This window comes from Streptomyces sp. 130 (assembly GCF_007096885.1).
Classification (GTDB): domain Bacteria; phylum Actinomycetota; class Actinomycetes; order Streptomycetales; family Streptomycetaceae; genus Streptomyces.
The window spans coordinates 119914-145080 of the sequence record NZ_VJNO01000002.1 but is presented as its reverse complement, the minus strand read 5'-3'; the positions used below and the strand labels follow the sequence as shown (position 1 = coordinate 145080).

Sequence of the window (25167 nt, the reverse complement as noted above, 5' to 3'; positions counted from 1 at the left end):
CTCACATCCGGAAGACGCCGAAGCCGGCGTCGCCCAAGGGCGCGTTGGCGCACGCGGTCAGGGCGAGCCCCAGCACCTGCCGGGTCTCCAGCGGGTCGATCACCCCGTCGTCCCAGAGCCGGGCGGTGGCGTAGTACGCGCTGCCCTGGGTCTCGTACTGCTCGCGGATCGGGGCCTTGAAGGCCTCCTCGTCCTCGGCGCTCCAGTCGTCGCCCAGCTGGTCGCGCTTGACCGTGGCGAGGACGGAGGCGGCCTGCTCGCCGCCCATGACGGAGATCTTCGCGTTGGGCCACATCCACAGGAACCGGGGGCTGTAGGCCCGGCCGCACATGGAGTAGTTGCCCGCGCCGTAGGAGCCGCCGACGACCACGGTCAGCTTCGGCACCCGGGCGCAGGCGACGGCGGTGACCATCTTCGCGCCGTGCTTGGCGATGCCGCCGGCCTCGTAGTCCCGGCCGACCATGAAGCCCGAGATGTTCTGCAGGAAGACCAGCGGGATGCCGCGCTGGTCGCACAGCTCGATGAAGTGCGCGCCCTTCTGGGCGGACTCGGAGAACAGGATGCCGTTGTTGGCGACGATCCCGACCGGGTGGCCGTGGATGTGCGCGAAGCCGGTGACCAGCGTCTGGCCGTACTCCGCCTTGAACTCGGCGAACCGCGAGCCGTCGACCACCCGGGCGATCACCTCGCGCACGTCGTACGGCGTACGCGAGTCGACCGGGACCGCGCCGTAGAGCCCGGCCGGGTCCACCTTCGGCTCCTCGACCGGCCGCACCGACCAGGGCAGCGCGCCCCGGTCCGGCAGCGTCGCCACGATGTTCCGGACGATCCGCAGCGCGTGCGCGTCGTCCTCGGCGAGGTGGTCGGTGACGCCCGACGTACGGGAGTGCACCTCGCCGCCGCCCAGCTCCTCGGCCGTGACCACCTCGCCGGTGGCGGCCTTCACCAGCGGCGGGCCGCCCAGGAAGATCGTGCCCTGGTTCCGGACGATGACGGCCTCGTCGCTCATCGCCGGGACGTACGCCCCGCCCGCCGTGCAGGAGCCGAGTACCGCCGCGATCTGCGGGATGCCGGCGCCCGACATCCGGGCCTGGTTGTAGAAGATCCGGCCGAAGTGCTCGCGGTCCGGGAAGACCTCGTCCTGCATCGGCAGGAAGGCACCGCCCGAGTCCACCAGATACAGGCAGGGGAGACGATTCTCCAGCGCCACCTCCTGGGCCCGCAGGTGCTTCTTCACCGTCATCGGGTAGTAGGTGCCGCCCTTGACCGTCGCGTCGTTGGCGACGACCACGCACTCCCGGCCGCTGACCCGGCCGATCCCGGCGATCACCCCGGCGGCCGGCGCCGCGCCCCCGTAGAGCCCCTCCGCCGCCAGCGGGGCCAGCTCCAGGAAGGGCGAGCCCGGATCGAGCAGGGTGTCCACCCGCTCCCTGGGCAGCAGCTTGCCGCGCGCCACATGCCGGGCGCGGGCCCTCTCACCTCCGCCGAGCCTGGCCGTGGCGAGCCGCTTGCGCAGCTCGTCGGCGAGCGCGTGGTGCGCCGCCTCGTTGGCCTGCCAGGCCGCCGAGGCGGGATCCGCCGCGCTCGTCAGCACCGGTGCCTGCTGCATCGTGTCGAGCCCCCTTGCCCGTACCGCGCCGTTCCGATCGCCAACGCCACCGTGTTAATGAGCGTTAACGTGGCTACAGGTTAACGAGCGCTAACCCGCCTGTCTAGAATGGCTGCTCATGAGCACCCATGCCGCCGCCCGCGTCGCGGCCCCCACCCGCCGCGAGCAGATCCTCCGGGAGGCCGCCCGGCTCTTCGCCGAGCGCGGCTTCCACGGTGTCGGCGTCGACGAGATAGGGGCCGCCGTCGGCATCAGCGGCCCCGGCCTCTACCGGCACTTCCCCGGCAAGGACGCGATGCTCGCCGAACTCCTCGTCGGCATCAGCGAACGGCTGCTGGCCGGCGGCGAGCTCCGGGTCTCCGAGGACGCCGCCTCCGGCGACGGATCGCCCGAGGCCCTGCTGGACGCGCTCATCGAGGGCCACATCGACTTCGCCCTCGACGACCGCCCCCTGATCACCCTGCACGACCGGGAGCTGGACCGCCTGCGGGACACCGACCGCAAGCGGGTGCGCCGGCTCCAGCGGCAGTACGTCGAGGTCTGGGTCACCGTCGTCCGCGACCTCTATCCGGACCTGCCGGAACACGAGGCCCGCGCCGCCGTCCACGCCGTCTTCGGCCTGCTGAACTCCACCCCCCACCTGGGGCGCCCCGGCGCGCTGCCCGGCCGCACCGAGACGGCGGCGCTGCTGCACCGGCTGGCCCGGGGCGCGTTCGCGGCGGCGGGGGAGCGGCAGCCGGGCTGACCGGCCGCGTATCCAGGGGCGGACGGCCGGGACGCCGGGCACGCGCCACGGCACAATGGCCCCATGCCGATACCCAGCCGCGCCGCCCTCGTCGAACACCTCGTCCGTACGCGCATCGCCGGGGACGTCGCCACCCCGCGCGACAACAACCTGGCCCACTACCGCAGCCTGGCCAACGGGGACCGGCACTACTGGCTGGGCCTGGAGCTGGGCGACCGGTGGCGCGACGAGCAGGACGTGCTGGCCGTGATGGCCGAGCGGTGCGGGGTCAGCGACGACCCGGAGCACCGGTTCGGTCAGGACACCATCGACCCCGAGCTGACCGTGGACGCCCTGGAGCGGGCCGCCGCCCGGCTCCGCAAGGCCGTCGAGGGCGCCGAGCGGGTCCTCTTCGCCACCGGCCACCCCGGCGGCCTCCTGGACGTCCACCGGCAGACCGCGCAGGCGCTGCGGGCGGCCGGCTGCGAGATCGTACGCATCCCGGGCGGTCTCATGGCCGACGAGGGCATGGTCTTCCAGTTCGCGGACGTCGCCGTCCAGGAGCGCGGCGCGACGCTCTGGCACACCCACTCCCCGGCCCCGATGGCGGCCATCCTCGACGGCCTGGAGCGCGAGGGCCGCCCGCTGCCCGACCTCGTCGTCGCCGACCACGGCTGGGCCGGATGCGCCGCGCAGCGCGGCCTGGACGCCATCGGCTACGCGGACTGCAACGACCCCGCGCTGTTCCTCGGCGAGTCCGAGGGGACCCTTCAGGTGGCCGTCCCGCTGGACGACCACGTCCTGGACCCGCGCTTCTACGACCCGATGACGGACTACCTGCTGGGCGCGGCGGGGCTGCTCTGAGGGCCCTCAGGGGCCTTCCGCCCGGCCCTCCCCCTCCCCGGCCGCGCGGGCCCGGCGGCGCGCCTCGCGCCCCGACGTGGGGTCCAGGTACACCCGTTTGACGGACGCGTACCGCTGCCGCAGCCGGCGCTCGGCCTGCTCGCACGCCGTCTCGACCTCTTCGGCGCTGACCGTGTCCCGGAAGTCGACCTTCGCGGCGACCAGGATCTCGTCCGGCCCCTGGATGAGCGTGGTCAGCTCCAGTACGGAGATGAGGTGGTCGACGCCGAGCAGCTCCTCCCGGATGCCGTCCCGCATCGGCCGCGACACCGGCCGCCCGATCAGCAGCTGGATGTTGGACCGGCCGAGCACCCACGCCACGTACACCAGCAGCGCGCCGATGAGCAGCGAGGCGATGCCGTCCCAGACCCCGGACCCGGTCAGCTGGCCGCCGAGCAGCCCGCCCGCCGCGAGCAGCAGGCCGAGCAGGGCCGCCGAGTCCTCCATCACGACGGCCTTGACGGCGGTGTCCGGGGTGCGCCGGAAGTAGTGCCGGGCGGGCGCGCCCAGCTGCTCGGCCTCCTGGCGGACCTGCTTGAGCCCGGTCCGCAGCGAGAAGCCCTCCAGGACGAAGGCGACGAGGAGCACGAGGTACGAGATCAGCGGGTCGCCCAGGTCCTCGCCCGCGAGCAGGGTGTGCACCCCGTCGTAGATCGAGAAGACCGCGCCCCCGACGAAGGTGGCGACGGACGCCAGCAGCGCCCAGATGTACCGCTCGGGGCCGTACCCCAGCGGGTGGTCCTCGTCGGCCGGTTTCTCGCTGCGCTTGAGCGCGGTGAGCAGCAGGACCTCGGTGACGGTGTCGGCGACCGAGTGGGCCGCCTCGGAGAGCATCGCGCTCGACCCGCTGATCAGCCCGGCGACCGCCTTCGCCACGGCGATGCCGAGATTGGCCAGCGCCGCGACGACGACCGTGAACGTGGAGCCCCCGCCGCCACTGGTTTTCGCGTCAGTCATGCCGGTGAGTATGTCCGCGTCCGGCCCGCTCATGTCCGACGCGCGGCCGGTCACCGGGGGACCCGGACCACACCCTCCTGGATGACGGTGATCGCCAGGCGGCCGTCCTGGGTGTAGATCCGGGCCTGGCCGAGGCCGCGCCCGCCGGACGCGGACGGCGACTCCTGGTCGTACAGCAGCCACTCGTCGGCCCGGAACGGCCGGTGGAACCACATCGCGTGGTCCAGGCTGGCCCCGACCACGTCCCCGACCGCCCAGCCGCCGCGCCCGTGGGCGAGGAGCACGGAGTCGAGCAGCGTCATGTCGGAGACGTACGTGGCCATGCAGACGTGCAGCAGCGGGTCGTCGGCGAGCTTGCCGTTGGTACGGAACCACACCTGCGACCTGGGCTCGCGGACTTCGCCGACCGTGCCGAACGGCGGCGCGTCCACGTACCGCAGATCGACCGCGGCCCGGGCCTCGACCAGCCGGTCCACCATGCCCGGGTCGCTGAACCGGTCGGCGTACCGGGGCAGCATCTCGGCGGCGGTGGGCAGCGTCTCCGGGTCGGGGGCGGGCGGCATGTCCGCCTGGTGCTCCAGGCCCTCCTCGTACGTCTGGAACGACGCGGAGAGGTGGAAGATGGGCTGCCCGTGCTGGACGGCGACGACGCGGCGGGTGGTGAAGGAGCGGCCGTCGCGGATGCGGTCCACGGTGTAGACGATGGGTGCGCCCGGGTCGCCCATGCGCAGGAAGTACGCGTGCAGCGAGTGGGCGGTCCGGTCGGCGGGGACGGTGCGGCCCGCGGCGACGAGCGCCTGGGCCGCGACCTGTCCGCCGAAGACCCGGGGCACGACCGCCGAGCGGCTGGCGCCCCGGAAGATGTCCTGCTCGATCCGCTCCAGGTCGAGCAGATCGAGCAGGGAATCGAGTGCGGTGCTCATGGCTGTGTGGACGCGGTCCCTACAGGCCCATGGACTTGGCGATGATCGACTTCATGACCTCGCTGGTGCCGCCGTAGATGCGGTTGACGCGGTTGTCCGCGTACAGGCGGGCGATCGGGTACTCGTTCATGAAGCCGTAGCCGCCGTGCAGCTGGAGGCAGCGGTCGATCACGCGGTGGGCGACCTCGGTGCAGAACAGCTTCGCGGAGGCGGCCTCGGCGGCGGTCAGCTCACCGGCGTCCAGCGCTTCCAGCGCGCGGTCGGCGACGGCCTGGGCCGCGTCCACCTCGGCCTGGCAGGCGGCCAGCTCGAACTTGGTGTTCTGGAACGAGGCGACGGTCTTGCCGAAGACGGTGCGCTCCTGGACGTACTCCTTGGCGAACCGCACGGCGGCGGCGGCCTGGGCGTACGCGCCGAAGGCGATGCCCCAGCGCTCGGAGGCCAGGTTGGTGCCGAGGTAGCCGAAGCCCTTGTTCTCCTCGCCGAGCAGGTCCTCGGCGGGCACCTTGACGTCCACGAACGCCAGCTCGGCGGTGTCGGAGACCTTGAGGCCCAGCTTGTCGAGCTTGCGGCCGATGGAGTAGCCCTCGGACTTGGTGTCCACGGCGAACAGCGAGATCCCGAAGCGGCGGTCGTCCTCGCGCGGGGCGGAGGTGCGGGCGCAGACGATGACGCGGTCGGCGTGGACGCCACCGGTGATGAACGTCTTGGCGCCGTTGAGGACGTAGTGCGTGCCGTCCTCGGAGAGCTTCGCGGTGGTCTTCATGCCCGCCACGTCCGACCCGGTGCCCGGCTCGGTCATCGCGAGGGCCCACATCTCCTCGCCGGTGACGAACTTCGGCAGCCAGCGCTTCTTCTGGTCGTCGGTGGCGAGCATCTTGATGTACGGCAGCCCGAGCAGGGTGTGCACGCCGGACCCGCCGAAGGAGACGCCGGCCCGGGCGGTCTCCTCGTAGATGATCGCCTCGTACTTGTGCGAGTCGATGCCCGCGCCGTCGTACTCCTCGTCCACGTTGATCCCGAAGACGCCCAGCTCACCGAGCTGCTTGTAGAACTCCCGGGGCGCCTGCCCGGCGGCGAACCACTCCTCGTACACGGGCACGACCTCGGCCGCGATGAAGGCCCGGATGGTCTCCCGGAACGCCTCGTGGTCCTCGTTGAATACCGTACGGCGCACGGGGTGCCTCCCTGGTCGGCTGCGATGTTCTGGGACACGGCTAAGCGCTTGCTCAGCCATGGTTAAAAGTTACCCGGCGGTCACGGGGCTGTCCAGGGTGATACGGAGCACGCGGGAGCGGGGCGCTGCGGAAGCCCGTCGGCCGACTCGGGCGGGCCACGCGGGGAGGGGGATGCGCAGTCGCCACTGACAGAGGGCCGTGCGAGGTGTCAGACCGGAAATTCTCCGACCCAACTGCGCTGGAGGAGATGCTGGGGGAGGTATTCGGATTCGACGTCGATGGGGAAGTCGCCGTCGTAGGCGAGGCATGCGATGGCGAGTGGACCGATGGCCCACAGGCCCTCGGTGTCCTCCTCACGCTCCTCGTCCTTTGTCCAGTACGCCTTGTGAAGTTCGAGTGCTTCCGCAAGGGCGGTGTTGAAACCGGCGTGGTCATGTTTGACGAACCGGTAGAAAAGGTTGATCGGCGGGTACGAGAGACAGGGAGTGCGCGCATCTCGTGATGGATGCGGCACTCGAAGGTGTCGCCGGTACCGGTGGCGGCGCGGAAGATCGTCGAACCCACCTGCATGGCGTTCACCACGGCTTCCCAGGTTTCAATGCCTGAGCACGTGGGGTCGATTGTCGACCGGGCGTGGACGCATGTGCGGACGGAGTTCCACAGAGCGTCGAGCATATGCGGCGACTGCTCGATCGAGGAGATCTCGTCGATGGTCTCCTCGGTCAGGGCTCGTGCGAAACCTTCGTCGTCGGGCCCGGGCGCGCCATGGCGAGGGATGATCACGGTCACCGAAAATTTCCTGAGAACGTGACAGAGGTCATCGTATGAGGTGTCAGGTGGGGAACTCGCCGGCCCACGTCCCTTTCAAGAGGTGCAGGGGCAGGTAGTCCGACTCGATCTCGATGGGGAAGTCGGCGTCGGCTGCCAGGCAGGCCATGGCCGGAGGGGCCAGGGCGACCCAGTCGAACAGCCGGTTGGCCAGTGCCTCCGTGTCGGCTTCCCCCTGGAGGTCGTGGCGGGTAACAACTGTCATCGTGTGTCTTTTCACAGGGCCTCAACTGTTTCTCGTCAGTTCCCGGAGGGCGTCGAGGTGCATGTGGCGTGGCGCCACCGTGGCGTCGACGTGGCCCGAGCCGTCCTCGTCTGGAAGCCGGGCCAGTTGCCGCAGAGCCTCGGAAGGCGTGAGGCCTCGGTCGTGGGTAGTGCGCAGGCGGGTCAGCCACAGGCGTCCGGCACGGTACGTCTCGTCGTCGCCGACATCCTGTGGTTCGAAGCCGGCCGCTCCCTCCGCGTCGGAGGCCCAGAGATACCCGATTAGCCGCCCCTGTTCACCGAGCACGGGCACGTACTGGACTTCGCCGTCCGTGGAGCGCTTGTACCCAATGCTGCCGAAGCCGGGAGCGTGGGTGAACTCGTTGTATCGGTATGGAATCTCGAAGCTGGACCATACGTCGCACGAGCTTCCGTCTTCCCGGAGGAAGTTGTCGACCCCGGTCTCGGTCGGCTGGCCGAAGTAGGTCGGGTCGTCCGGATCGGTCTCCGCGTGGAGCCCCTGAGACAAGTCGATGAGGGCGGCGGACAGCCGTGGGGCGTTGGCCGCATGGATCGTCGGCTGCGCGCGACCCGCAAGGTCGTACGGCATCCAGGCGTCGGAATAGGTGACGAGGTCTGTGCTCACATAGTCGAGGAAGGCCGAGCTTCCGATCAGGAACACCTTCTCTTCCCGGACCTCATGGCTGGCGTCGATGATTATGCCGGGACATTCGATGTGCGCGTATACCGAACCGATCTCTCCGGGGCGCAATGATGCCTTGACTTGAGCGGTGAGGTCTTGTTCGGTGTCCGGACCAAGTTTATCCAGCTCGAAAGTCTCTTTGAACAGGTAGGTGTTCGATCGGCCGGCCTCGGAGACACGTGCGGAAATGTGCGGAACGCCACTTACAAGTCGGTTCTTGGCGAGCGCGTACCAGGCGGTCAGTAGGTCATTGAAGCATGCGATGATTTCCTGGCCGGGACGGTTGTGGCGACCCCATGTCCATCGGGCTACAGGTGTGCTGGCGATCACAGTGTTCCCCCTGGTGTGAATGTACCGCCGGGAGGGATGGTCAGAACCCCATCATCTAGCCTGATGATGAACTGAATGTTATATTTCCCGTAAATCTCGGCGAGGCGCTGTCCAGTTCGAAGCGCTGCGTGGTCGGCCAACGTGCCCTTGGTGTCGACCACGAAAGTCCGGAAATCGGCACCGGAGTGTTCGAGCTGCTTCATGCTGTCGAATGCCTTTTTGACGACTTTCTTGGGGTTTTCGATGTTCTTGAACTGGTACCCATGAATGCGTCCTTCTGTGTCGCGGGCCATCACGTCCAAGTCTGTTCCTGCGCCCGTTTCGACCCCGGGCTTTATTTCGATGCCACCCTTGATCTCGAACGAGATGTCGTGCACACCGATTTCGAGGAGACGGTTGGCCAGGCGGAGTTGCGCCACGCTGCCCGGCATCTTGTTGAAGTGGCTCAAGCTGGAGACGACTTGGCCGAAGTTACTTGTGTTCTTGAACTTCCCCGAAGCAATGATATCCGCGATCTCCTCTCCGGCTGAGTGCCGAGACAAGTTGGTGAGGGCATTCTCCAGATCGTCAGGCTTGACACCCAAGCCCCGCAACTGGGCGCGGATCTGCTGCTCGATGTCGCCGCCACGCTCGAACGGCTTGGGCGTGGCGGGTGGAGCGTCCCACCCGTGGACGGCGCCACTGCCATAAGGAACTTCGAGGTCTCCGTGGGTTTCGCCGCTTCCCGGGCCGCTCCTGCCACCGTCGGGTGCGATGTCGTGCCCACGCGTCAAAGGCTGGGAGCCACCATGATGCCCGCCCGAAGAGCGGTCCACCTGACTGCTGGGCTGCTCATGGCTGCCCGAGGAATCATGTCGCACGCCGTCCGAATGGGCACTTGGAAGATCGCCAACCGAGTCCCGATGCGCGCCACTTCTGCCCGAGTCCGTGTCCCCGGCCCGCATGGCGCTGTTCGTGTCGTTCCCCATGTGAGCGTGGACCGGAGTGGGCTGGGGTGAGCCGGTCGGGCCGGTGCGGGTCGCCTCGTCGACCCGCATCCCCTCCTGCCGGGCCGCCGAGTGGTGTTGGAGGAGGGTGCCGTCCTCGCGCAGGAGGTTGCCGTGGCCGTCGAGGTAGACCGTGTTGCCGGCCCCGTCGGTGGCCTTGACGATGCCCTCCGGCAGGGCCGTCGTGCCCTCGGGGAGTTTGAGGGTGCCCTCGGGGATGCGGAGGGAGCCCGCAGGGGGCTGTACGCCCTCCGGGAGGCGGACCACGCCGTCGCCCAGGTCTATCGCTCCCGGGGGGATCTCCGCGCCGGCCCGGAGTTTGAAGGAGTTGGCCGGGACCTCGAACGCGGCCTCCGGGACCGCCGCGCCCTCCGGCAGGTGCAGGGTGCCGTCGGGGAGCTTGAACGCGCCTTCCGGGAGGGCGATCGCGCCCTCGGGGAGGGCGGGTATGTCGAGTTTCCCCAGGCCCTTGAGCGCCGCCAGCCCGTCGCCGATCTTCGTCAGGCCCATGCCCGCGCCCTTGAAGACGTACGTCATCGGGTCCACGACCCGGCCCACCTTGCCCGCCGTGGACAGGGCCTTCGCCGCGAGCGCGGCCTTTCCGGCGCCGGAGGCCGCGCCGCCCGTACCGCCGGTGACCACCGTCGTGACGACGTTGAACGACACCGCGCCCAGCGCCCGGGACGGGTTCTCGCTCCACTGGTCCCAGGCCAGCAGCGCCTTGCCGGTCTCCTTCATCGCCTTGCGGGAGTCCCGCAGGTAGGAGGGGAGCTTGTCGTCCGGCAGTCCCCAGTACAGGCCGGCCAGCGGCGTGCCGGAGATCGCCAGGCCCGTGGCGAGATCCCCCAGGCCCGACCACGCCTGCTTGGCGGAGTCCCAGCCCTCGGCGCCGACCAGGGTGCCCAGGCCCTTGATCGTGCCCCAGACACCGTCCACGACGAAGCCCTTGGCGAAGTCCCAGACCTGTCCGCCGACGTGCTGCCACCACGGCCTGGACTCCTCGACCGGGTCACCCCAGGGCAGACCCTCGGCGTGCTTCAGCGCCTCGGCGTCGTAGCCGTAGGTGTGGGCCTTGCCCGAGCCGTCGTCGGCCTTCAGGGGGGCGCCGTCCACCAGGGCGACGATCTTGTTGTAGCAGGCCCGTTCCACCGCCTGGAAGGCCGCCCAGGTCTCCGCGATCTCGTCGCGCCGCCGGTTGTTCTCGTCGACGAGGTCGCCGTCCTCGCGCCACTTGTCGTCCGCGTTGATCTTCACTCGGAACGCCCCGGCATCCCGCTTGAGCTGCTTCAGCTTCTCGATCAGCGGTTCGGCGTCCTGGGAGTACGTGCTCAGCGCGGAGGTGATCGTGGCCAGATCCGACTTGAGGGAGATTCCGCGGTCCGCCACCGGCCGGGTCGTGGCGAAAAGCTGGTCCGCCTCGGGCGCCCGGTAGAACGCCTGGAGGCCACCGAAGCTGCTGTGCACGTCGCCGGCGGACGTCTCGATGGCCTCGCCGCCCTTGGTCAGCGCGGACACCTGGACGTCGAGCAGGGCCAGGTCGCCGGTGAAGACCGGGATGCCTTCGAGGGGTATCGGCTCGTCGGCGCTCACCTGCCTTCCCCGATGTCCTTCAGCACGTCCAGGCGGAGGGCCCTGGCCGCGTCCTGGGCCCGCTTGGCGTTGTCCAGGTCACCCTCGACGTACTCGTTCGTCGCCGTGACCGCGCCCAGGACAGCCGCCTCGACGCGCTCCGCCATCGCGGCCAGCTGCGGCTGCCGGCCGCGCAGGTACTCGCCCAAGGCGGCGGCGACAGGCCCCAGCGTCGGTGCCGTGAGGTGCGGCTGCCCCGGAGCGACCGGTCCTTGCAGCGGTGTCTCGCGGGCCATCGTGCCGGGCACCGCGGTGCCCGCCGCCCGGGCCGCCTTCTCCAGGGCCGTCAGCATCGCGTCCTGTGCCTTCGCCAGCTCGCCGGCGTGGCCGCCGACGAGCCTCAGCTGCCCCTGCACGCCCTGCGGTTTTATGTCCCAAGCCGTCACCGGCCGCCCCCCCCCGGAGTCGTGGACGTCAGCCGATGTTGTCGACGGCCGCCTTCGCGCGGGCCAGGGTCTGGTGGGCCGTGCCGTCGTTCTTCTCCAGCGTGGAGCGCAGGAGGTGGATGATGTTCTTGACCTCCTGGGAGGTCGCCTGCCAGCGGAGTTCCTTGCCGTGGTACTCGTCGGCCACGCCGTCCGCCGCGAAGTCGCTCATCGCGGCCTTGACCTGGCCGTCCCGGGCCGTGATGACCAGTTCGAGCTGGGCGATCACCGTCTGGAGGTTGCCCTGCACCTCGGATGACGCGCCGGTGTCGTACGAGCGCCGGTCCGTATTGCCGCCGTGTCCTGCCATGACTCTTGTCTCCCCGTCAGGAATGTGTGCGGATGCGTCGAAAGTGCCGGCCGCGCCGGCTCAGCGGGCGCCGAAGCGGGCCGCGTCGAAGTTGGCCGAAGCCATCTGCGTACGCGCGTTCTCGCCCTGCTCCTGCTCGCCCGAGCCGAAGGCCGCGTCCATGCCCTGCTGGCCGCCCAGGATGGCGGAGAGCGAGGCGTTGAGCGCCGCCGTGATCTCGTCGGAGCGGTTCTTGAAGTCGTCGAACGCGATCTTGCCCGCGCCGTTGAACTTGCCCTCCAGCGGCTCCGCCGCGGCGATCAACTGCCGGATCAGCGTGCCCAGATCCGTGCTGGAGCCCTGCGAGTGCTTGAGCAGCGTCGACAGGACCGTGGACCCCATGTCGAACTTCATCGGCTTCCCCCCATGCGTCGAACCTCGAACGGTTGTGTTCGTTCCATCCTCATGTCTATCAATCCGCGCGTCGCTACTGCAATCTGCAATCGGCCATATCGTCACGGTGACAGGGGGAGTGGACCGGCGCCCCTGGTGGCCGCGCTTTGCGAAGTGGTACGTCAGTGCGGTACGTACACCGTCTGCGTCAGCCGGTTCGGGCGGCCCCGCTGGATGAACACTCCCCGGCCAGGAGGCTGTTGGGCCGCGTACACGCCGGGGAAGAGCTGGCCCTCGCCGCGGTCGCCGGACATCACCAGCGCCGAGGCCCCCGACTCCCGCAGGCTCTGCACCACCGGCTCGTACATCCCGCGCGCCGCCCCCGCCACGCGCCGCGACAGGACGAAGTGCAGGCCGATGTCCACGGCGGACGGGATGTACGGGAGGAACGCGGCCAGCGGCGACTGGCCCGCCGTCGTCAGCACGTCGTAGTCGTCCACCAGGACCACGATGCGCGGGCCCCGGCCCCAGCTGCCCGGCTCCAGGTCCTCCAGGCGGGCGTTCTCGTCCGGCAGCCGCTTCTCCAGCTCCGAGGCGATCGCGGCCGAGAGGCCCGCGCAGAGCTTGGAGTTGTACGCGTAACCGCCGTTCAGCTCCTCCGGGACCACCCCGCGCAGCGAGCGCCGGGGGTCCATCACCGCGAAGACGAGGTCGTCCTCGCCGTAGCGGTCGGCGTAGCCCTGGGCGACCGCCCGCAGCAGGTTCGTCTTGCCGCACTCGCTGTCCCCGAGCACCAGCAGGTGCTGGTCGTGGCCGAACAGGTCCAGCAGCACGGGCGCCAGGGCCGACTGGTCGAGGCCCAGCGGCACGCGCTCCGGCTCCGCCGCCCGGCCGGGCAGCAGGGACGGTTCGAGCAGGTGCGGCAGCACCCGTACCGGCTGGGCGACCTCGCCGTGCCAGGTGGCCCGGACCGTGCGCGTGGCGCGTTCGAGCACCGCGCCCAGCTCCGCCGTCTGGGCGACCCCGTCCGCGCGGGGCAGGGCGACCTGGGCGAAGAGCTTCCCGTCGGTGAGGACGCGGCCCGGCTCGTCGGGGGAGAGGGTCTCGGCCAGCTTGCGGTCGATGCTCGACTCGCCCGGGTCGTTGAGCCGCAGCTCCACGCGGGTGCCGAAGTTGGACTGGATCGCGATGCGCACGTCGTTCCACCGGAGCATCCCGGCGACGACATGGACGCCGTAACCACCGCCCCGCTTCAGGATGTCCGCGACCGCGTCGTCCAGCTCGTCGAAGTCGTCGCGCAGCGCGCCGAACCCGTCGATGACGAGGACGATCTCGGCGGACGCCAGCTGCGGCAGGCCGCCCGCCGCGTGCAGTACGCGCAACTGCTCGACCGAGTCGATGCCGTGCTCGCGGAACAGCTCCTCGCGCAGGGCGAGCATCGCGCGGACCTCCTCGACCGTGCGCGCCGCCCGCTCCCGGTCGGCGCGGCCGGCGACGCCGCCGACGTGCGGCAGCTCGGCGAGCGCCTGGAGGCCGCCGCCGACCAGGTCGAGGCCGTAGACGCCGACCTCCCGCGGGGTGTGCGTGAGCGCCAGCGAGAGGACCAGGGTGCGCAGCAGCGTCGTCTTGCCGGACTGCGGGCCGCCGATGACCGCCGCGTGCCCGCCGGCCACCGTGAGGTCCAGGAGCCACTGCCCCTGCCACTGCTTGGCCGGGTCGTCCAGCAGCCCGAGCGGCACCAGCAGCGGGCCCCGCTGCCGGGTGCCCGGCCTCCCCGCGTCGGGGCGCACCCCGGCCAGCCGCAGCCCGCGCGGCCCGGCGTCCAGCGGCCCGGCGACGGCATCGAGGGTGACCGCCGACGGCAGCGGGGGCAGCCAGATGCTGCGTACCCCGGGAGCGGCGCCGGTCAGCTGGTCCACCATCACCGCGAGTTCGGTCGGCCCGGTCTCGCGGCGGCGGGCCGACGGCTCGCGGTCCTGCGGCGCGTCGCTCTCCGGCCCGGCGAGGGTGTTGTAGGCCTCGTAGGGGAGGGCGAGCGGCCCGGTCTCCTCCTCGTCGGCGGTCCGCACGGGCCCCCGGTAAGCGCCGGAGACGTAACCCGCCTTGAAGCGCGTGTAGTGGCTGGTGTCCACCTTGAGGAAGCCGAAGCCGGGCAGCGGCGGCAGGTGGAAGGCGTCCGTGGTGTCCAGGACCATCCGCGACTCGTCGGCGGAGAAGGTGCGCAGCCCGAGCCGGTACGAGAGGTAGGTCTCCAGGCCCTTGAGCTTGCCGCTCTCGATGCGCTGGCTGGACAGCAGCAGGTGCACGCCGATGGAGCGGCCGATCCGGCCGATGGACAGGAACAGGTCGATGAAGTCCGGCTTGGCGGTCAGCAGTTCGCCGAACTCGTCGATCACCACGAACAGGTGCGGCAGCGGCTCCAGGTCCGGCCGCTTCTGCGCGCGCAGCGCCGCGTAGTCCCCGATGTCGGCGACGTTGCCCGCGTCCTTCAGGGCCTGCTGGCGGCGCTTGACCTCGCCGGCGAGCGAGGAGTGCACGCGCTCGACCAGGCCCGCCTGGTTCTCCAGGTTGGTGATGACGCCCGCCACGTGCGGCAGGTCCGCGAACGGGGCAAAGGTGGCGCCGCCCTTGTAGTCGACCAGGACGAGCGCCAGGTCCTGTGGCGGATGGGTGGCCGCCAGGCCGAGGACCAGGGTGCGCAGCAGCTCCGACTTGCCGGAGCCCGTCGCGCCCACGCACAGCCCGTGCGGGCCCATGCCCAGCTCGGAGGACTCCTTGAGGTCCAGGAGCACCGGTTCGCGCGCGTCGCTGATCCCGATCGGCACCCGCAGGAAGGCCCGTTCGCCGCGCGGCGCCCACAGCCGGTCCAGGTCCAGCGCCGCCACATCCTGGACGCCGAGCATCGCGGCGAACTCGACGGGCCCGGCCAGCGGCGCGTCGGCCAGGGACTCGGCGGACAGCCGCAGCGGCGCGAGCATCCGGGCCAGGCCCTCCGCGAAGTCCGTCCCGACCTCGTCCACGGTGCCGTGCGACTCGACGGTCTCCGCCCCGCGCAGGTCCTCCACGACCACGTCCGTACCGTCCACGGTGAGGCGCACGTTGACGTGGTCCGGCTCCTGGACGCGCCGGTCGAGCAGGTGCACCACGGTCACGCCCATCTCGCGCAGCCCCACCGCGTCATCGGGGCGCGGCAGGTCCACGGCGTCCTCGCCGTGCCCGTCGACCACCACGACCAGCCGGGAGTTCATCGCGAGCGCGTCCCGCCCGGCGAGCCCCCGGCGCACCTCGGCCGCGTACGAGGCGCGGCGGCGCAGCTCGGGGCCGAGGAGGCGGGCCAGCTGAGCGGTGGAGGGCGCGATGCGGCGGGCGGCGACCGGGCCGTCGGACTGCTCGGGGTCGAGCAGGTGCGGCAGCCACTTGGCCCACTCCCAGTCGGCCATGCGCTCACCGGGGGCGGCGACCGCGATCGCCACGTCGTCCGGCGCGTGCAGGGCCGCCGCCTGGACGAGCAGGGCGCGCACCACCCGCAGGCCGTCCTCGCGGGGGCCGACCACGCTGACGTTCCCGGCCCGGTCCAGCGGGACGGTCAGGGGGAGTTCGGTGCCGTTGCGGAACCGCTTCACCACGGCCGACGCCTCGTTGAGCATGAAGAGGTCGGGCGGGGTGAGGACGGACGAGCCCTGTTCGCCGATCCGGAGGTCCCGCAGCGGCATCTCGCCGGTGCCGGCCCGTATCCGCAGGAAGTCGTCGTCGGCCCGGCGCCGCTCCCAGAGCCGGGCGGGGTCGCGCACGATGTCGTAGAGGGCGTACGGGGACGGGTTGAGCACGTCCGCCTGCTCGCGCCGGGCCCGTTCCTCGGCCGACAACTCCTCGCGCAGGTCCTCCACATAGGCGAGGTAGGCCTCGCGCTGGGTGCGGCGGGTCCGCTGCGCCTTGCCGCGCTGGGAGAGCAGCAGCACCGCCGAGCCGATGACCGTGACGAGGAGGATGATCGCGCCGAGCCCGGCGAACTGGCTGTTGCGGACCACCGTCATCATCACCACGGACGACATGACCCCGGCGACCGGGAGCAGCGACATCGCGATGTTCCCGGACTTGCCCTCGGGCAGGTTGGGCGGCGCCTCTATGGTGCGCGGCTCGGACTCGGCCGGCGGGCGCGTCGTGCGGGCGGGGCGGTGGATCAGGCGGGTGCTCATCGGCTCCGTCCGGGGGTCGCGGCCGGGTGGGCGTACGAACGTGTCACCGGGTCACCGGCGCTTCTGGGACAGCTCGAAGACCTCGGCGGCGAGGCGGGTGGCGGCCAGCCGGGCCGGGCGGGCGAGGAGTCCGGTGCGCAGCGGTCCGCCGGCCGCCAGGTGCCGGTCGTAGGGCAGGACGTGGACGCGGGCGCCGGTCGTCGCGAGCCGTTCGGCCGCCGCGCCGACGTCGATGCCGGGGCGCGGGGTCGTCACGGAGAGCGCGACGACGGTCCCCTCGATGACGTGTGCGGGGAGCGCCCGGAGCCACTGGAGCACGGCATGGGTGCTGGTCACTCCGTCGAGCGTGGCGGGGGCCGCCAGCACCCGGGCCTGCGCGGCGGACAGGGCGACCCGGGCGACCTCGGCGGGCAGCGTCTCGCAGTCCACCACGGTGACCCCGAAGTAGCGGCGCAGGGCGACCATGACCCGTTCGTACGTGGCGGTGTCGACCATGGCCCCGATCCGGCCCTGGCTGCCCGGCAGCAGCCAGGCGTTGTCGGGGAGCTGGACGAGATAGCCGGTGACGTCGAGCAGGGACATCTGCGGCGCCGCGATGTCCGCCAGGTCGGCCGTGGTCCACCGCAGCGCCTCGGCGCCCAGCCGCAGCGGCAGCGAGCCCAGCGCCGGGTCGGCCTCCACGAGGAGGACCGGGTCCTGCCGGTAGTGCGCGTACGTGGTGCCCAGCAGCGCGGTCACCGTGGTCTTGCCGGCGCCGCCCCGGATGGACGTGACCGCGATCTGCCGCCCCGTCGTCACCGGCTGCTGGAGCACCTCGGCGGTACGGGTGAGGGCGGCGACCTCGCGGGCGGCGGACCCGGAGACGATGCGGCGCACGGCGCGCGCGGCCCGTACGGCGACGGCCTCGCCCCGCACCGGCCGCCGCACCACGGCGGCCATCGCCTTGTCGAGGACGGGGAGCGAGTCGGGGGTGGGCGGCGGTGCGGGCGTCCCGGGCCAGGCGCGGGCGGGGGCGGCCGGGGCCGGTGCGGGGCGCGTCTCGGGTTCCGTCCGTGCGGGCGGCACGGCGGGGCGCGGGGCTTCGGGGGTCCCGGCCTCGCCAGGCCCTCTCAGGTCGCGCAGGAGGTCGCCCTGCCAGTTGTGGTCCGCGTTCGGCATGTCTGCCCTTCTTCGCCGCTTCGCTGCCCCGCCGGGCCCGCGTCGGTGGTCTCGGAGTCGTCAGAACTTGTTCAGCAGCTGGCCGTAGACGCCGAACACCCCGACGGCGAGCGGGAAGAGCCCCACGACGCCGATGGACTCGACGAGGTCGGCCGTCCGCCGCAGCCGCACCCGTACGTGCTCCGGCGGCTCCGCCACCAGCGCGAGCAGGGGCAGCAGCGCCGCCGCGCACAGCACCGCGACCGGCCCCGCCCCGCCGGAGTGGTCCAGCCACAGCACCACCAGCCGCACCGCGACGAACGCGGCGGCGGCGAACAGCGCCACCACCTCCGCCACCAGCGGGAACGCCCGCGCCCGGGACAGCAGCACCACGGCCACCAGGCACGGCAGCAGCACCGTCCACACCGTCGGCCGGTCCGCGGAGGTGAGGAGGTGGCCGCCCGCGGCGGCCGACACCGCCGTGACGAGCGTCGCCAGGGCCAGGCCCCGGTGCGTGGCGGCCAGCGCGTTGCCCACGTCGTGGCGGCTGACCGAGGCGCCGCCCGAGCGCCGGTCGTCCAGCCCCGTGAGGCCCGACGCCATCAGGGCGAGCCGGGGCAGCAGGCCGAGCAGGACCACGGAGAACACGGCCATCACGGCACCGAGCCGGGCCGGGTCCTCCGTCACGGCGGCGACGGCCTCCCAGACCCCCGTCACCACGGCCGCGGCCAGCGCGCCGGTCAGCCCGCCCCGGCCCAGCGGCGACAGCAGCCCGAGCAGCACCAGCGCCAGGACGACCGCCCCGGCCACCGCCGCCAGCCGCAGCGCACCGGACCAGTCGTAGGCGTCGGCGGCCGTCCACGCCGTGAGGACGCCCAGCCCGGCCGAGACGAGGAGCAGCGCGGTCGCCAGCGGGCGGTTGCCCCGGCCGAGCCGGGAGACCAGCGCACCGGCCGCCAGCAGCAGGACCGTGACGCCCGCCAGCGCCCCGGCCAGGGCGCCGAGCGGGAACTCGCGGCGGGCGAGCAGCGCGGCGATCACCGCGAAGACCACGGCCGCCGCGCCCGCGCCGACGCGGCGGGCAGCCGGACGCCAGCGCCAGGTCTGGAGGTCCAGGCTGTCCGCCACCTGGTCGGTGACGTCGTGGACCACCGGGGCCGGCGGGGCCGCGTGACTGCGGACCAGCCGGAGCACGGCACCGTCACCGATGCCCGCCGAGGCCAGGGTGGCGTCGTGCGGCAGCGCCGAGCCGTCGGCGGTGAGCAGCTGCCTGGTCAGGGGGCGGGACGCGGCCCGGTCGTCCAGCAGCCGCAGAATGTCCGGAAGGAGCTGTCCGACCGGGGTGTCGGACGGCAGGACGAGATCCGCGCGGCGCCGCTCGCCGACCAGGGTCACCCGGCTCATTTCCGCTCGGGGAGCCGTTGCCGTACTCACTGACGAATACCAATCATCGCGACGTCCAGGAATGTCGGGGCCAACCGGTCAGCGGTCGTACTGCTGGTACTGCCGCTGCTGCTTCTCCTGCTCGGCCTTCTGCTTGTCCAGGGTGTGCTGGAGGAAGGACCAGCCGACGCAGCCCGCGCACAGCACGGCGGTGATCGCGATGCCCGCGAACACCTTGCCCAGGCGCTCGTCGGCCGTCCGCCGCGCACGGCCGGTGCCGAACAGGAGCGCGTCGCGCATCCGCCGGCGGCGTACTCCCACCGACTCCAGCAGCTGACTGTCGTAATCCCGTGCCATGCGACCCCCCTTTGCCACTGCAACATAAGGCATGGAGCGTCGGCGGGAACACCTCAGGGTGGCCGGATCGCGGGCGCGGGACAGGGCGTGGGCGCGCGTGTGCGGACGCATCCGTTCCGAGCGTGGGGGATTCATCCGTTCCGGTGGGTGAGTGGACGAAACGTACACTTCAGTCCGGCCCCGAGGCCGTTTAGCGTCGCTCCGGCAGACGTGCCGGAGGACCCCGGCACCCGCACCCGACGGAAGGGCACCACCCACCATGAGCAGCAACGACGCGCCGCGCGGCCCCGTCGACTCCTCGCGCGTCCCCCGGTACGCGGGACCCGCGACGTTCGCCCGGCTGCCCCGCCTGGACGAGGTCGGCGCGGCGGACGTGGCCGTCGTCGGGGTGCCGTTCGACTCGGGCGTCTCCTACCGGCCGGGCGCCCGCTTCGGCGGCAACGCGATCCGGGAGGCGTCGCGCCTGCTGCGCCCCTACAACCCGGCGCAGGACGCCTCGCCGTTCGCCCTGGCCCAGGTCGCGGACGCGGGGGACATCGCGGCCAACCCGTTCAACATCGAGGAGGCCGTGGAGACCGTCGAGGCGGCGGCCGACGAGCTGCTGTCCACGGGCGCCCGGCTGATGACGCTCGGCGGCGACCACACGATCGCGCTGCCGCTGCTGCGGTCCGTCGCCAAGAAGCACGGCCCGGTCGCGCTGCTCCACTTCGACGCCCACCTCGACACCTGGGACACCTACTTCGGGGCCGCCTACACGCACGGCACGCCGTTCCGCCGGGCCGTCGAGGAGGGCGTCCTCGACACCTCGGCGCTCTCCCACGTCGGCACCCGGGGCCCGCTCTACGGCAAGCAGGACCTCACCGACGACGCCAAGATGGGCTTCGGGATCGTCACCTCCGCCGACGTGATGCGGCGCGGCGTGGACGAGATCGCCGACCAGCTGCGCCAGCGCATCGGCGACCGGCCGCTGTACATCTCCATCGACATCGACGTGCTGGACCCGGCGCACGCCCCCGGCACCGGCACCCCGGAGGCCGGCGGCCTCACCTCGCGCGAGCTGCTGGAGATCGTGCGCGGCCTGTCCTCCTGCCACCTGGTCTCCGCCGACCTGGTCGAGGTCGCCCCCGCGTACGATCACGCGGAGATCACCTCCGTCGCCGCCTCGCACACCGCGTACGAGCTGACGACGATCATGACCCGCCAGATCGCGGAGGCCCGGCAGTCTTGAGTCACGACCACCACGACGAGCGGCCCGAGCTCACCCCGGCGCAGATCGAGGCCGCGCTGAATCCTCCACCGGGGCGGACCGGCGGCGACCTCGTCGTCGAGACGCTGCGCGGGCTCGGCGCGACCACGGTCTTCGGGCTGCCCGGACAGCACGCGCTGGCGCTGTTCGACGCGCTGCGCCGCTCGTCGCTGGAGTACGTGGGGCTGCGCGTCGAGAACAACGCCGGGTTCGCGGCCGACGCCTACGGCCGGATCACCGGCGAGGCCGCCCCGCTGTTCCTGTCGACCGGGCCCGGCGCGCTGACCTCGCTCGCCGCGCTCCAGGAGGCGGCGGCCGCCTCCGCACCGGTGCTCGCGGTCTCCAGCCAGATCCCGGTGCGCGGGCTGGGCGGCGGGCGCCACGGCCATCTGCACGAACTGCGCGACCAGCAGGCGTCGTTCCGGGACGTCGTGAAGTCCGTCCACACCGTGCGCGCCGCCTCCCAGATCCCGTCCGCGATCGCCGCCGCCTGGGAGTCCGCGCTGACGGCCCCGCACGGCCCCGTCTGGGTCGAGATCCCGCAGGACGTGTTGGACGCGAAGACCGCGCTGCCCGTCGTCCTCGCCCCGGACGCCACCCCGCGCGAGCTCCACGCCCGCCCCGAACTCATCGCCGTGGCCGCGCACCTGCTGTCGCACGCCGAGCGCCCGGCGATCGTCGCGGGCGGCGGGGTCGTACGGTCGGACGCCTCCGGGAAGCTGCGGGCGCTCGCCGAGAAGCTGGCGGCCCCGGTGGTCACCACGTACGGGGGCAAGGGCGCCTTCCCCTGGCAGCACCCGCTCTCGCTCCGGTCGTGGGTGGAGGACCGGCACGTCACCGACTTCCTGGAGGACGCCGACGTCCTGCTCGTCGTCGGCTCCGGACTCGGCGAACTCTCTTCCAACTACTACACGTTCGCCCCGCGCGGCCGGGTGATCCAGATCGAGGCGGACGCCGGCAAGCTGGAGGCCAACCTCCCGGCGCTCGGCATCCACGCGGACGCCCGCGACGCGCTCGCCGGCCTCATCGACGCGGTCGCCCCGCGCGAGGACCCGGCCGCGGCGGACCGGGCCGCCGGGGTCCTCGCCCGGGTCCGGGACCGGATCGCCGGCCAGGGCCGGGAGCTGGAGCAGGGCCTTCTCGCGGCGATCAGGACCGCCCTGCCCGACGCCTCGCCCAGCTTCTGGGACATGACGATCCTCGGCTACTGGGCCTGGGCCGCGTTCGACGCCCGCCGCCCGAACACCATGCACTCCGCCCAGGGCGCGGGCGGCCTCGGCTACGCCTTCCCGGCGGCGCTCGGCGCGGCGGTGGCCGACCCCACCCGGCCGGTCCTCGCGGTCTCCGGCGACGGCGGCGCGATGTACTCGATCGCGGAACTGGCCACCGCCCGGCAGTACGGCCTGCCGGTGACCTGGCTGATCGTGGACGACGGCGGCTACGGCATCCTGCGCGAGTACCTGACCGGTGCCTTCGGCGAGACCACCGGCACGGAGCTGGCCCGCCCGGACTTCACGGCCCTCGCCGAGTCCTTCGGCGTCCCCGCCGTCCGTACCAGCCCCGAGACGCTCGCCGCGGACCTGGCGGAGGCGTTCGGACGGCCGGGGCCCTCGGTCGTCGTACTCCCGGCCCGTCTGACGATGTTCGAGCCGACGCATCTGTAGGGGCCCGGGGCCGCGACGCGGCCCCGGGCGGCTCATTCCGCGGCAGCCTCCAGCGCCTTCACCCGCGCGCACCACCCCAGATGGAAGTCGTCGCGCTGTACGTTGTTCAGGCCTCCCGGCAGTTCCTTCGTGCCCGGCAGCAGCTCGGGAATCGACCGGAAGACGGCCGCCGCCTCCGCCCCCTTGCGGCGGTGCTGGGCCGCCATGGGGTAAGCGACCGCCTGCTTCAGACAAGCGGGCGATACGTTTCGCGGGTTCTCCGCCGCCTTCGACCGGACGTCCTTCTCGTCCAGCGCGACCTTCCCGTTCGGTCAGGCGAGCCGTTCGAGCGCCGCGAGTGCCGCGTACAGCTGTCCGCAGCGACAGGCGTCCGTGAGCTGACCGTCGGCCATGCACCCTCCCTGGTCCACCGGCGGACTCTCATGGCTACCTGCCCCGGGCCGGCGGCGAACCCCGTGTCGCGGGCGCGTACAACCTTCCGGCGCCCCGCGAGTCATCTCTTGCGGGCGTGCCGGGGGGCCGCCCGCAGGAATCTTTCAGGGGGAAGCACCATGACCACGTCCCGTACCACCGGGCGCGCCCGCGCCGCGCTCTGCGCCGCCGTCGCCGCCGGGGTCCTCGCGCCCGTCGCGCTCGCCGCCGCGCCCGCGTCCGCCGCGACCGCGCAGGTGAGCTGCACCTCGAAGCGGGCCGGGCTCGCCGCCCAGCTGACCAAGGACATCACCGCCGCGCTCAAGGGCCGCAAGTCCACCGTCGCGCTGGCGCTCTACGACCGCTCCACCAGCACCACGTGCACGCTGCGCGCGACGAGCAAGTACGACTCCGCGAGCATCGTGAAGGCGACCGTGCTGGCCACGCTCCTGTGGGACAACGCCAAGCACAACCGCTACCTCACCCAGCGCGAGATCGACCTCAGCACCAAGATGATCACCAAGTCCGACAACGACGCGACCACCAGCCTGTGGAAGCAGCTCGGCGTCAGCAAGGTCAACGCCTTCCTCAAGGCGGCCGGCATGACCCACACCGTGCCCGGCTCCGGCGGCTACTGGGGCCTGACCCAGATAACCGCCCAGGACGAACAGCGGCTGCTGACCCTGCTCACCTCGAAGAACTCCGTGCTCACCGACAGCGCCCGCTCCTACGAGCTGGGCCTGATGAAGAAGGTCGTCTCCTCGCAGCGCTGGGGCACCCCGGCCGGTGCCGTCACCGGGACCACCGTCCAGCTCAAGAACGGCTGGCTGCAGCGCTCCACCCACGGCTGGCGGGTCCACAGCATCGGCGCCTTCACGGGCAACTACCACGACTACGGGCTGACCGTGCTCACCCAGGACAACAAGACGATGAACGACGGCGTCAACACCATCCAGGCCGTCGCCCGGGTCGTCCACAAGGACCTCAACCCGCGCATCGCGCACGCCAGGGGCTGATCCGGTCCCGCCCGGGCCCGCCTCCTACCGGGCCCGGGCACAGGGGCGCGATCGGCAGGGCTGCACGCGGCTCTTCCGGGTACGCGGCGTCTCAAGGAGCGTCGGGTCCGGATCACCGACTGGCGTAAGCCCCCCAACGCGGTAGGAGAGGGAATGAGGCTTCGCGAATCTGCTCAGGCCACGGCTCCCCGGCTTCACGCCGAGGTGCTCAGCGGCCGGTACCGTCTTGACGGACCTCTCGGTTCGGGCGGTGCGGCGGACGTCCACCGGGGCTTCGACCTGAGGATGAGACGACCGGTGGCCGTCAAGGTCTTCCGGCCCGGCACCTCCCTCGACGCCGAGGAGAGCTGGCGGGCCGAAGCGGAGATCCTGGCCCGGCTGCACCACCCCGGACTGGTCACCGCCTTCGACGCCGGGCACCACGACGGACGCGCCTTCCTGGTCATGCAGCTGATCGAAGGCACCACGCTGAAGCACCGCATCGCCGAGGGGCCGCTGCCCCCCGAGGCCACCGCGGCACTCGGAGCGGGCCTCGCCCACGCGCTGGCGCACGCGCACGAGGCCGGCATCGTCCACCGCGACGTCAAGCCGTCCAACATCCTCCTGGACTCCGCGCACCGTCCGTATCTGGCCGACTTCGGCATATCCAGGCCCCTGGACGCCACGACCCGGACCGCGCCCGACACCCTCGTCGGCACCGCCGCCTACCTGTCCCCCGAGCAGGTACTCGGCCGGCCCGTGGGGCGGCCCGCCGACATCTACGCCCTCGGCCTGGTCCTCCTCGAATGCCTCACCGGCAGGCTGGAGTACGGCGGCGGCCCCGTCGAGGCCGCGATCGCCCGGCTCCACCGTCCACCCGTCCTGCCGCCGGGCGCACCGGAGCGGTTCTGCGCCCTGCTCGGCCGGATGACGGCCAAGGACGACGAGGACCGCCCGACGGCCCGCGACTGCGCCCGCGCCCTGACGGAGCTGGCCGGGGCGGGGGCGCCCGCGCAGGCGGACCGGCCGCACCGCGTCCTGACGGAGCCGGCCGGGGCGGTGGAGCCCGCGCACGCGGACCGGCCGCGCGCCGGGGACCGGCCGCGCGCCGGGGACGACGGCGCCCGCCCCGCACGAGGACGCACCGCCATGGCCGGCGGGGGCGTCGCCCTCGCCGCCGTCGCTGCGGTCGTGCTCGCCGTCACGGGCAGCTCCGCCCCGACCGACGCCGGCCCGGGCGCGCCCCGGGCCTCCGCCGCCCCCACGGGAAGCGCCCACGCCCGTAACGACTCAGGCGCGCACGGTACGACGGCCACACCGCCGCCGGCTCCCCGGCCCACCGGCCCGCACGCCGCCGCCGGCCCCCGCCGGACCGCGGACACGCCCACGCCCGGCAGCCCCTCCGCCCCGTCCGGCGCGTCCCGCGCACCCACCGCCTCCACCGGCTCGGACGACACAAAGGACACGGCGGCGCCCACGCGGAGCACAGCGCCCGCCCCCTCGCCGACCGCTCCCACCGCATCGGCCACACCGGACGAAGGGACACCCTCGGCGTCGGTGACCCCGAGCACCACGGCGACCGAGGCCCCCGGGCACACGCCCGGCCGGGCGAAGAGGACGGAGACGGCCCGGGACGGGGAGAGCGGGCGGACCACGGGAAGGTGACGCCGGGACCTGGGTCCCCGGTCCCGTATTTG

At 72.3% G+C, this 25167-nt stretch carries 21 protein-coding genes and 1 pseudogene; 6 read left to right on the top strand and 16 right to left on the bottom strand.

What is annotated here, in order from left to right; genetic code table 11:
• Position 1 precedes the first annotated feature (1 nt).
• On the bottom strand, positions 2-1609 hold the full coding sequence (locus tag FKN01_RS02860) for a carboxyl transferase domain-containing protein (RefSeq protein ID WP_143616095.1): 1608 nt from the start codon (positions 1607-1609) through the stop codon (positions 2-4).
• Between the two features lie 118 nt (positions 1610-1727).
• On the opposite strand from FKN01_RS02860, the gene FKN01_RS02855 reads away from it, so the two are divergent.
• Together FKN01_RS02855 and FKN01_RS02850 are read left to right on the top strand one after the other, a co-directional pair.
• A complete protein-coding gene (locus FKN01_RS02855; protein WP_143616094.1) occupies positions 1728-2354 on the top strand; it encodes a TetR/AcrR family transcriptional regulator in 627 nt (208 codons plus the stop codon).
• A gap of 63 nt (positions 2355-2417) precedes the next feature.
• Positions 2418-3197 (top strand): phosphatase, encoded by a 780-nt coding sequence (locus tag FKN01_RS02850; RefSeq protein WP_143616093.1) that lies wholly within the window; start codon positions 2418-2420, stop codon positions 3195-3197.
• Positions 3198-3203: 6 nt separating this feature from the next.
• Here the strand turns inward: FKN01_RS02850 and FKN01_RS02845 are convergent, their stop codons facing one another.
• From FKN01_RS02845 to FKN01_RS02780, 14 genes and pseudogenes are all read right to left on the bottom strand, one after another.
• Entirely contained in the window at positions 3204-4193 is a 990-nt protein-coding gene (locus FKN01_RS02845; protein WP_260696749.1) for a cation diffusion facilitator family transporter, read from the bottom strand.
• A gap of 50 nt (positions 4194-4243) precedes the next feature.
• Positions 4244-5116, bottom strand: coding sequence for an acyl-CoA thioesterase II (locus FKN01_RS02840; protein WP_143616092.1), 873 nt, complete (start codon positions 5114-5116; stop codon positions 4244-4246).
• 19 nt (positions 5117-5135) lie between these two features.
• Positions 5136-6293 carry an acyl-CoA dehydrogenase family protein gene (locus FKN01_RS02835; protein ID WP_143616091.1) on the bottom strand — a complete coding sequence of 386 codons (1158 nt, stop codon included), beginning with the start codon at positions 6291-6293 and terminating at the stop codon, positions 5136-5138.
• A 209-nt stretch (positions 6294-6502) separates the two neighbouring features.
• Positions 6503-7083, bottom strand: a pseudogene (locus FKN01_RS33665) (immunity 49 family protein).
• A gap of 43 nt (positions 7084-7126) precedes the next feature.
• Positions 7127-7327, bottom strand: a complete 201-nt coding sequence (locus FKN01_RS33510; protein ID WP_313906128.1) for an Imm49 family immunity protein — start codon at positions 7325-7327, stop codon at positions 7127-7129.
• A 21-nt stretch (positions 7328-7348) separates the two neighbouring features.
• Positions 7349-8359, bottom strand: coding sequence for a hypothetical protein (locus tag FKN01_RS02820; RefSeq protein ID WP_143616090.1), 1011 nt, complete (start codon positions 8357-8359; stop codon positions 7349-7351).
• Complete coding sequence (locus FKN01_RS02815; protein ID WP_143616089.1) at positions 8356-10935, bottom strand: hypothetical protein; 2580 nt, start codon at positions 10933-10935, stop codon at positions 8356-8358. The genes FKN01_RS02820 and FKN01_RS02815 overlap by 4 nt, the downstream gene beginning before the upstream one ends.
• Complete coding sequence (locus FKN01_RS02810; protein ID WP_143616088.1) at positions 10932-11360, bottom strand: DUF6507 family protein; 429 nt, start codon at positions 11358-11360, stop codon at positions 10932-10934. Before FKN01_RS02810 ends, FKN01_RS02815 begins: the two co-directional genes overlap by 4 nt.
• Before the next feature lie 28 nt (positions 11361-11388).
• A complete protein-coding gene (locus tag FKN01_RS02805) occupies positions 11389-11709 on the bottom strand; it encodes a pore-forming ESAT-6 family protein (RefSeq protein WP_143616087.1) in 321 nt (106 codons plus the stop codon).
• Positions 11710-11769: 60 nt separating this feature from the next.
• On the bottom strand, positions 11770-12102 hold the full coding sequence (locus tag FKN01_RS02800; RefSeq protein WP_143616086.1) for a hypothetical protein: 333 nt from the start codon (positions 12100-12102) through the stop codon (positions 11770-11772).
• Positions 12103-12263: 161 nt separating this feature from the next.
• Positions 12264-16277 (bottom strand): type VII secretion protein EccCa, encoded by a 4014-nt coding sequence (gene eccCa, locus FKN01_RS02795; RefSeq protein ID WP_143616085.1) that lies wholly within the window; start codon positions 16275-16277, stop codon positions 12264-12266.
• Between the two features lie 51 nt (positions 16278-16328).
• Positions 16329-17435: a MinD/ParA family protein gene (locus FKN01_RS02790; RefSeq protein WP_143616084.1), complete on the bottom strand. Its 1107-nt coding sequence runs from the start codon at positions 17433-17435 to the stop codon at positions 16329-16331.
• 60 nt (positions 17436-17495) lie between these two features.
• Positions 17496-18818, bottom strand: a complete 1323-nt coding sequence (eccD, locus tag FKN01_RS02785) for a type VII secretion integral membrane protein EccD (protein ID WP_143616083.1) — start codon at positions 18816-18818, stop codon at positions 17496-17498.
• 78 nt (positions 18819-18896) lie between these two features.
• A complete protein-coding gene (locus FKN01_RS02780) occupies positions 18897-19154 on the bottom strand; it encodes a hypothetical protein (protein ID WP_073965107.1) in 258 nt (85 codons plus the stop codon).
• A gap of 259 nt (positions 19155-19413) precedes the next feature.
• Here FKN01_RS02780 and speB point away from each other — a divergent pair, with 259 nt between their 5' ends.
• Together speB and FKN01_RS02770 are read left to right on the top strand one after the other, a co-directional pair.
• The gene (gene speB, locus FKN01_RS02775; protein ID WP_143616082.1) at positions 19414-20382 is read left to right on the top strand and encodes an agmatinase; all 969 of its coding nucleotides are present in this window, start codon (positions 19414-19416) and stop codon (positions 20380-20382) included.
• A complete protein-coding gene (locus tag FKN01_RS02770; protein WP_143616081.1) occupies positions 20379-22064 on the top strand; it encodes a thiamine pyrophosphate-binding protein in 1686 nt (561 codons plus the stop codon). Before speB ends, FKN01_RS02770 begins: the two co-directional genes overlap by 4 nt.
• A gap of 32 nt (positions 22065-22096) precedes the next feature.
• Here the strand turns inward: FKN01_RS02770 and FKN01_RS32945 are convergent, their stop codons facing one another.
• On the bottom strand, positions 22097-22270 hold the full coding sequence (locus FKN01_RS32945) for a hypothetical protein (RefSeq protein WP_260696747.1): 174 nt from the start codon (positions 22268-22270) through the stop codon (positions 22097-22099).
• A 345-nt stretch (positions 22271-22615) separates the two neighbouring features.
• Between FKN01_RS32945 and FKN01_RS02760 the strand changes: the two genes are divergently transcribed.
• Both FKN01_RS02760 and FKN01_RS02755 read left to right on the top strand, forming a co-directional pair.
• A complete protein-coding gene (locus FKN01_RS02760) occupies positions 22616-23491 on the top strand; it encodes a serine hydrolase (RefSeq protein WP_143616080.1) in 876 nt (291 codons plus the stop codon).
• A gap of 153 nt (positions 23492-23644) precedes the next feature.
• Entirely contained in the window at positions 23645-25135 is a 1491-nt protein-coding gene (locus FKN01_RS02755) for a serine/threonine-protein kinase (protein WP_143616079.1), read from the top strand.
• Positions 25136-25167: the final 32 nt, after the last annotated feature.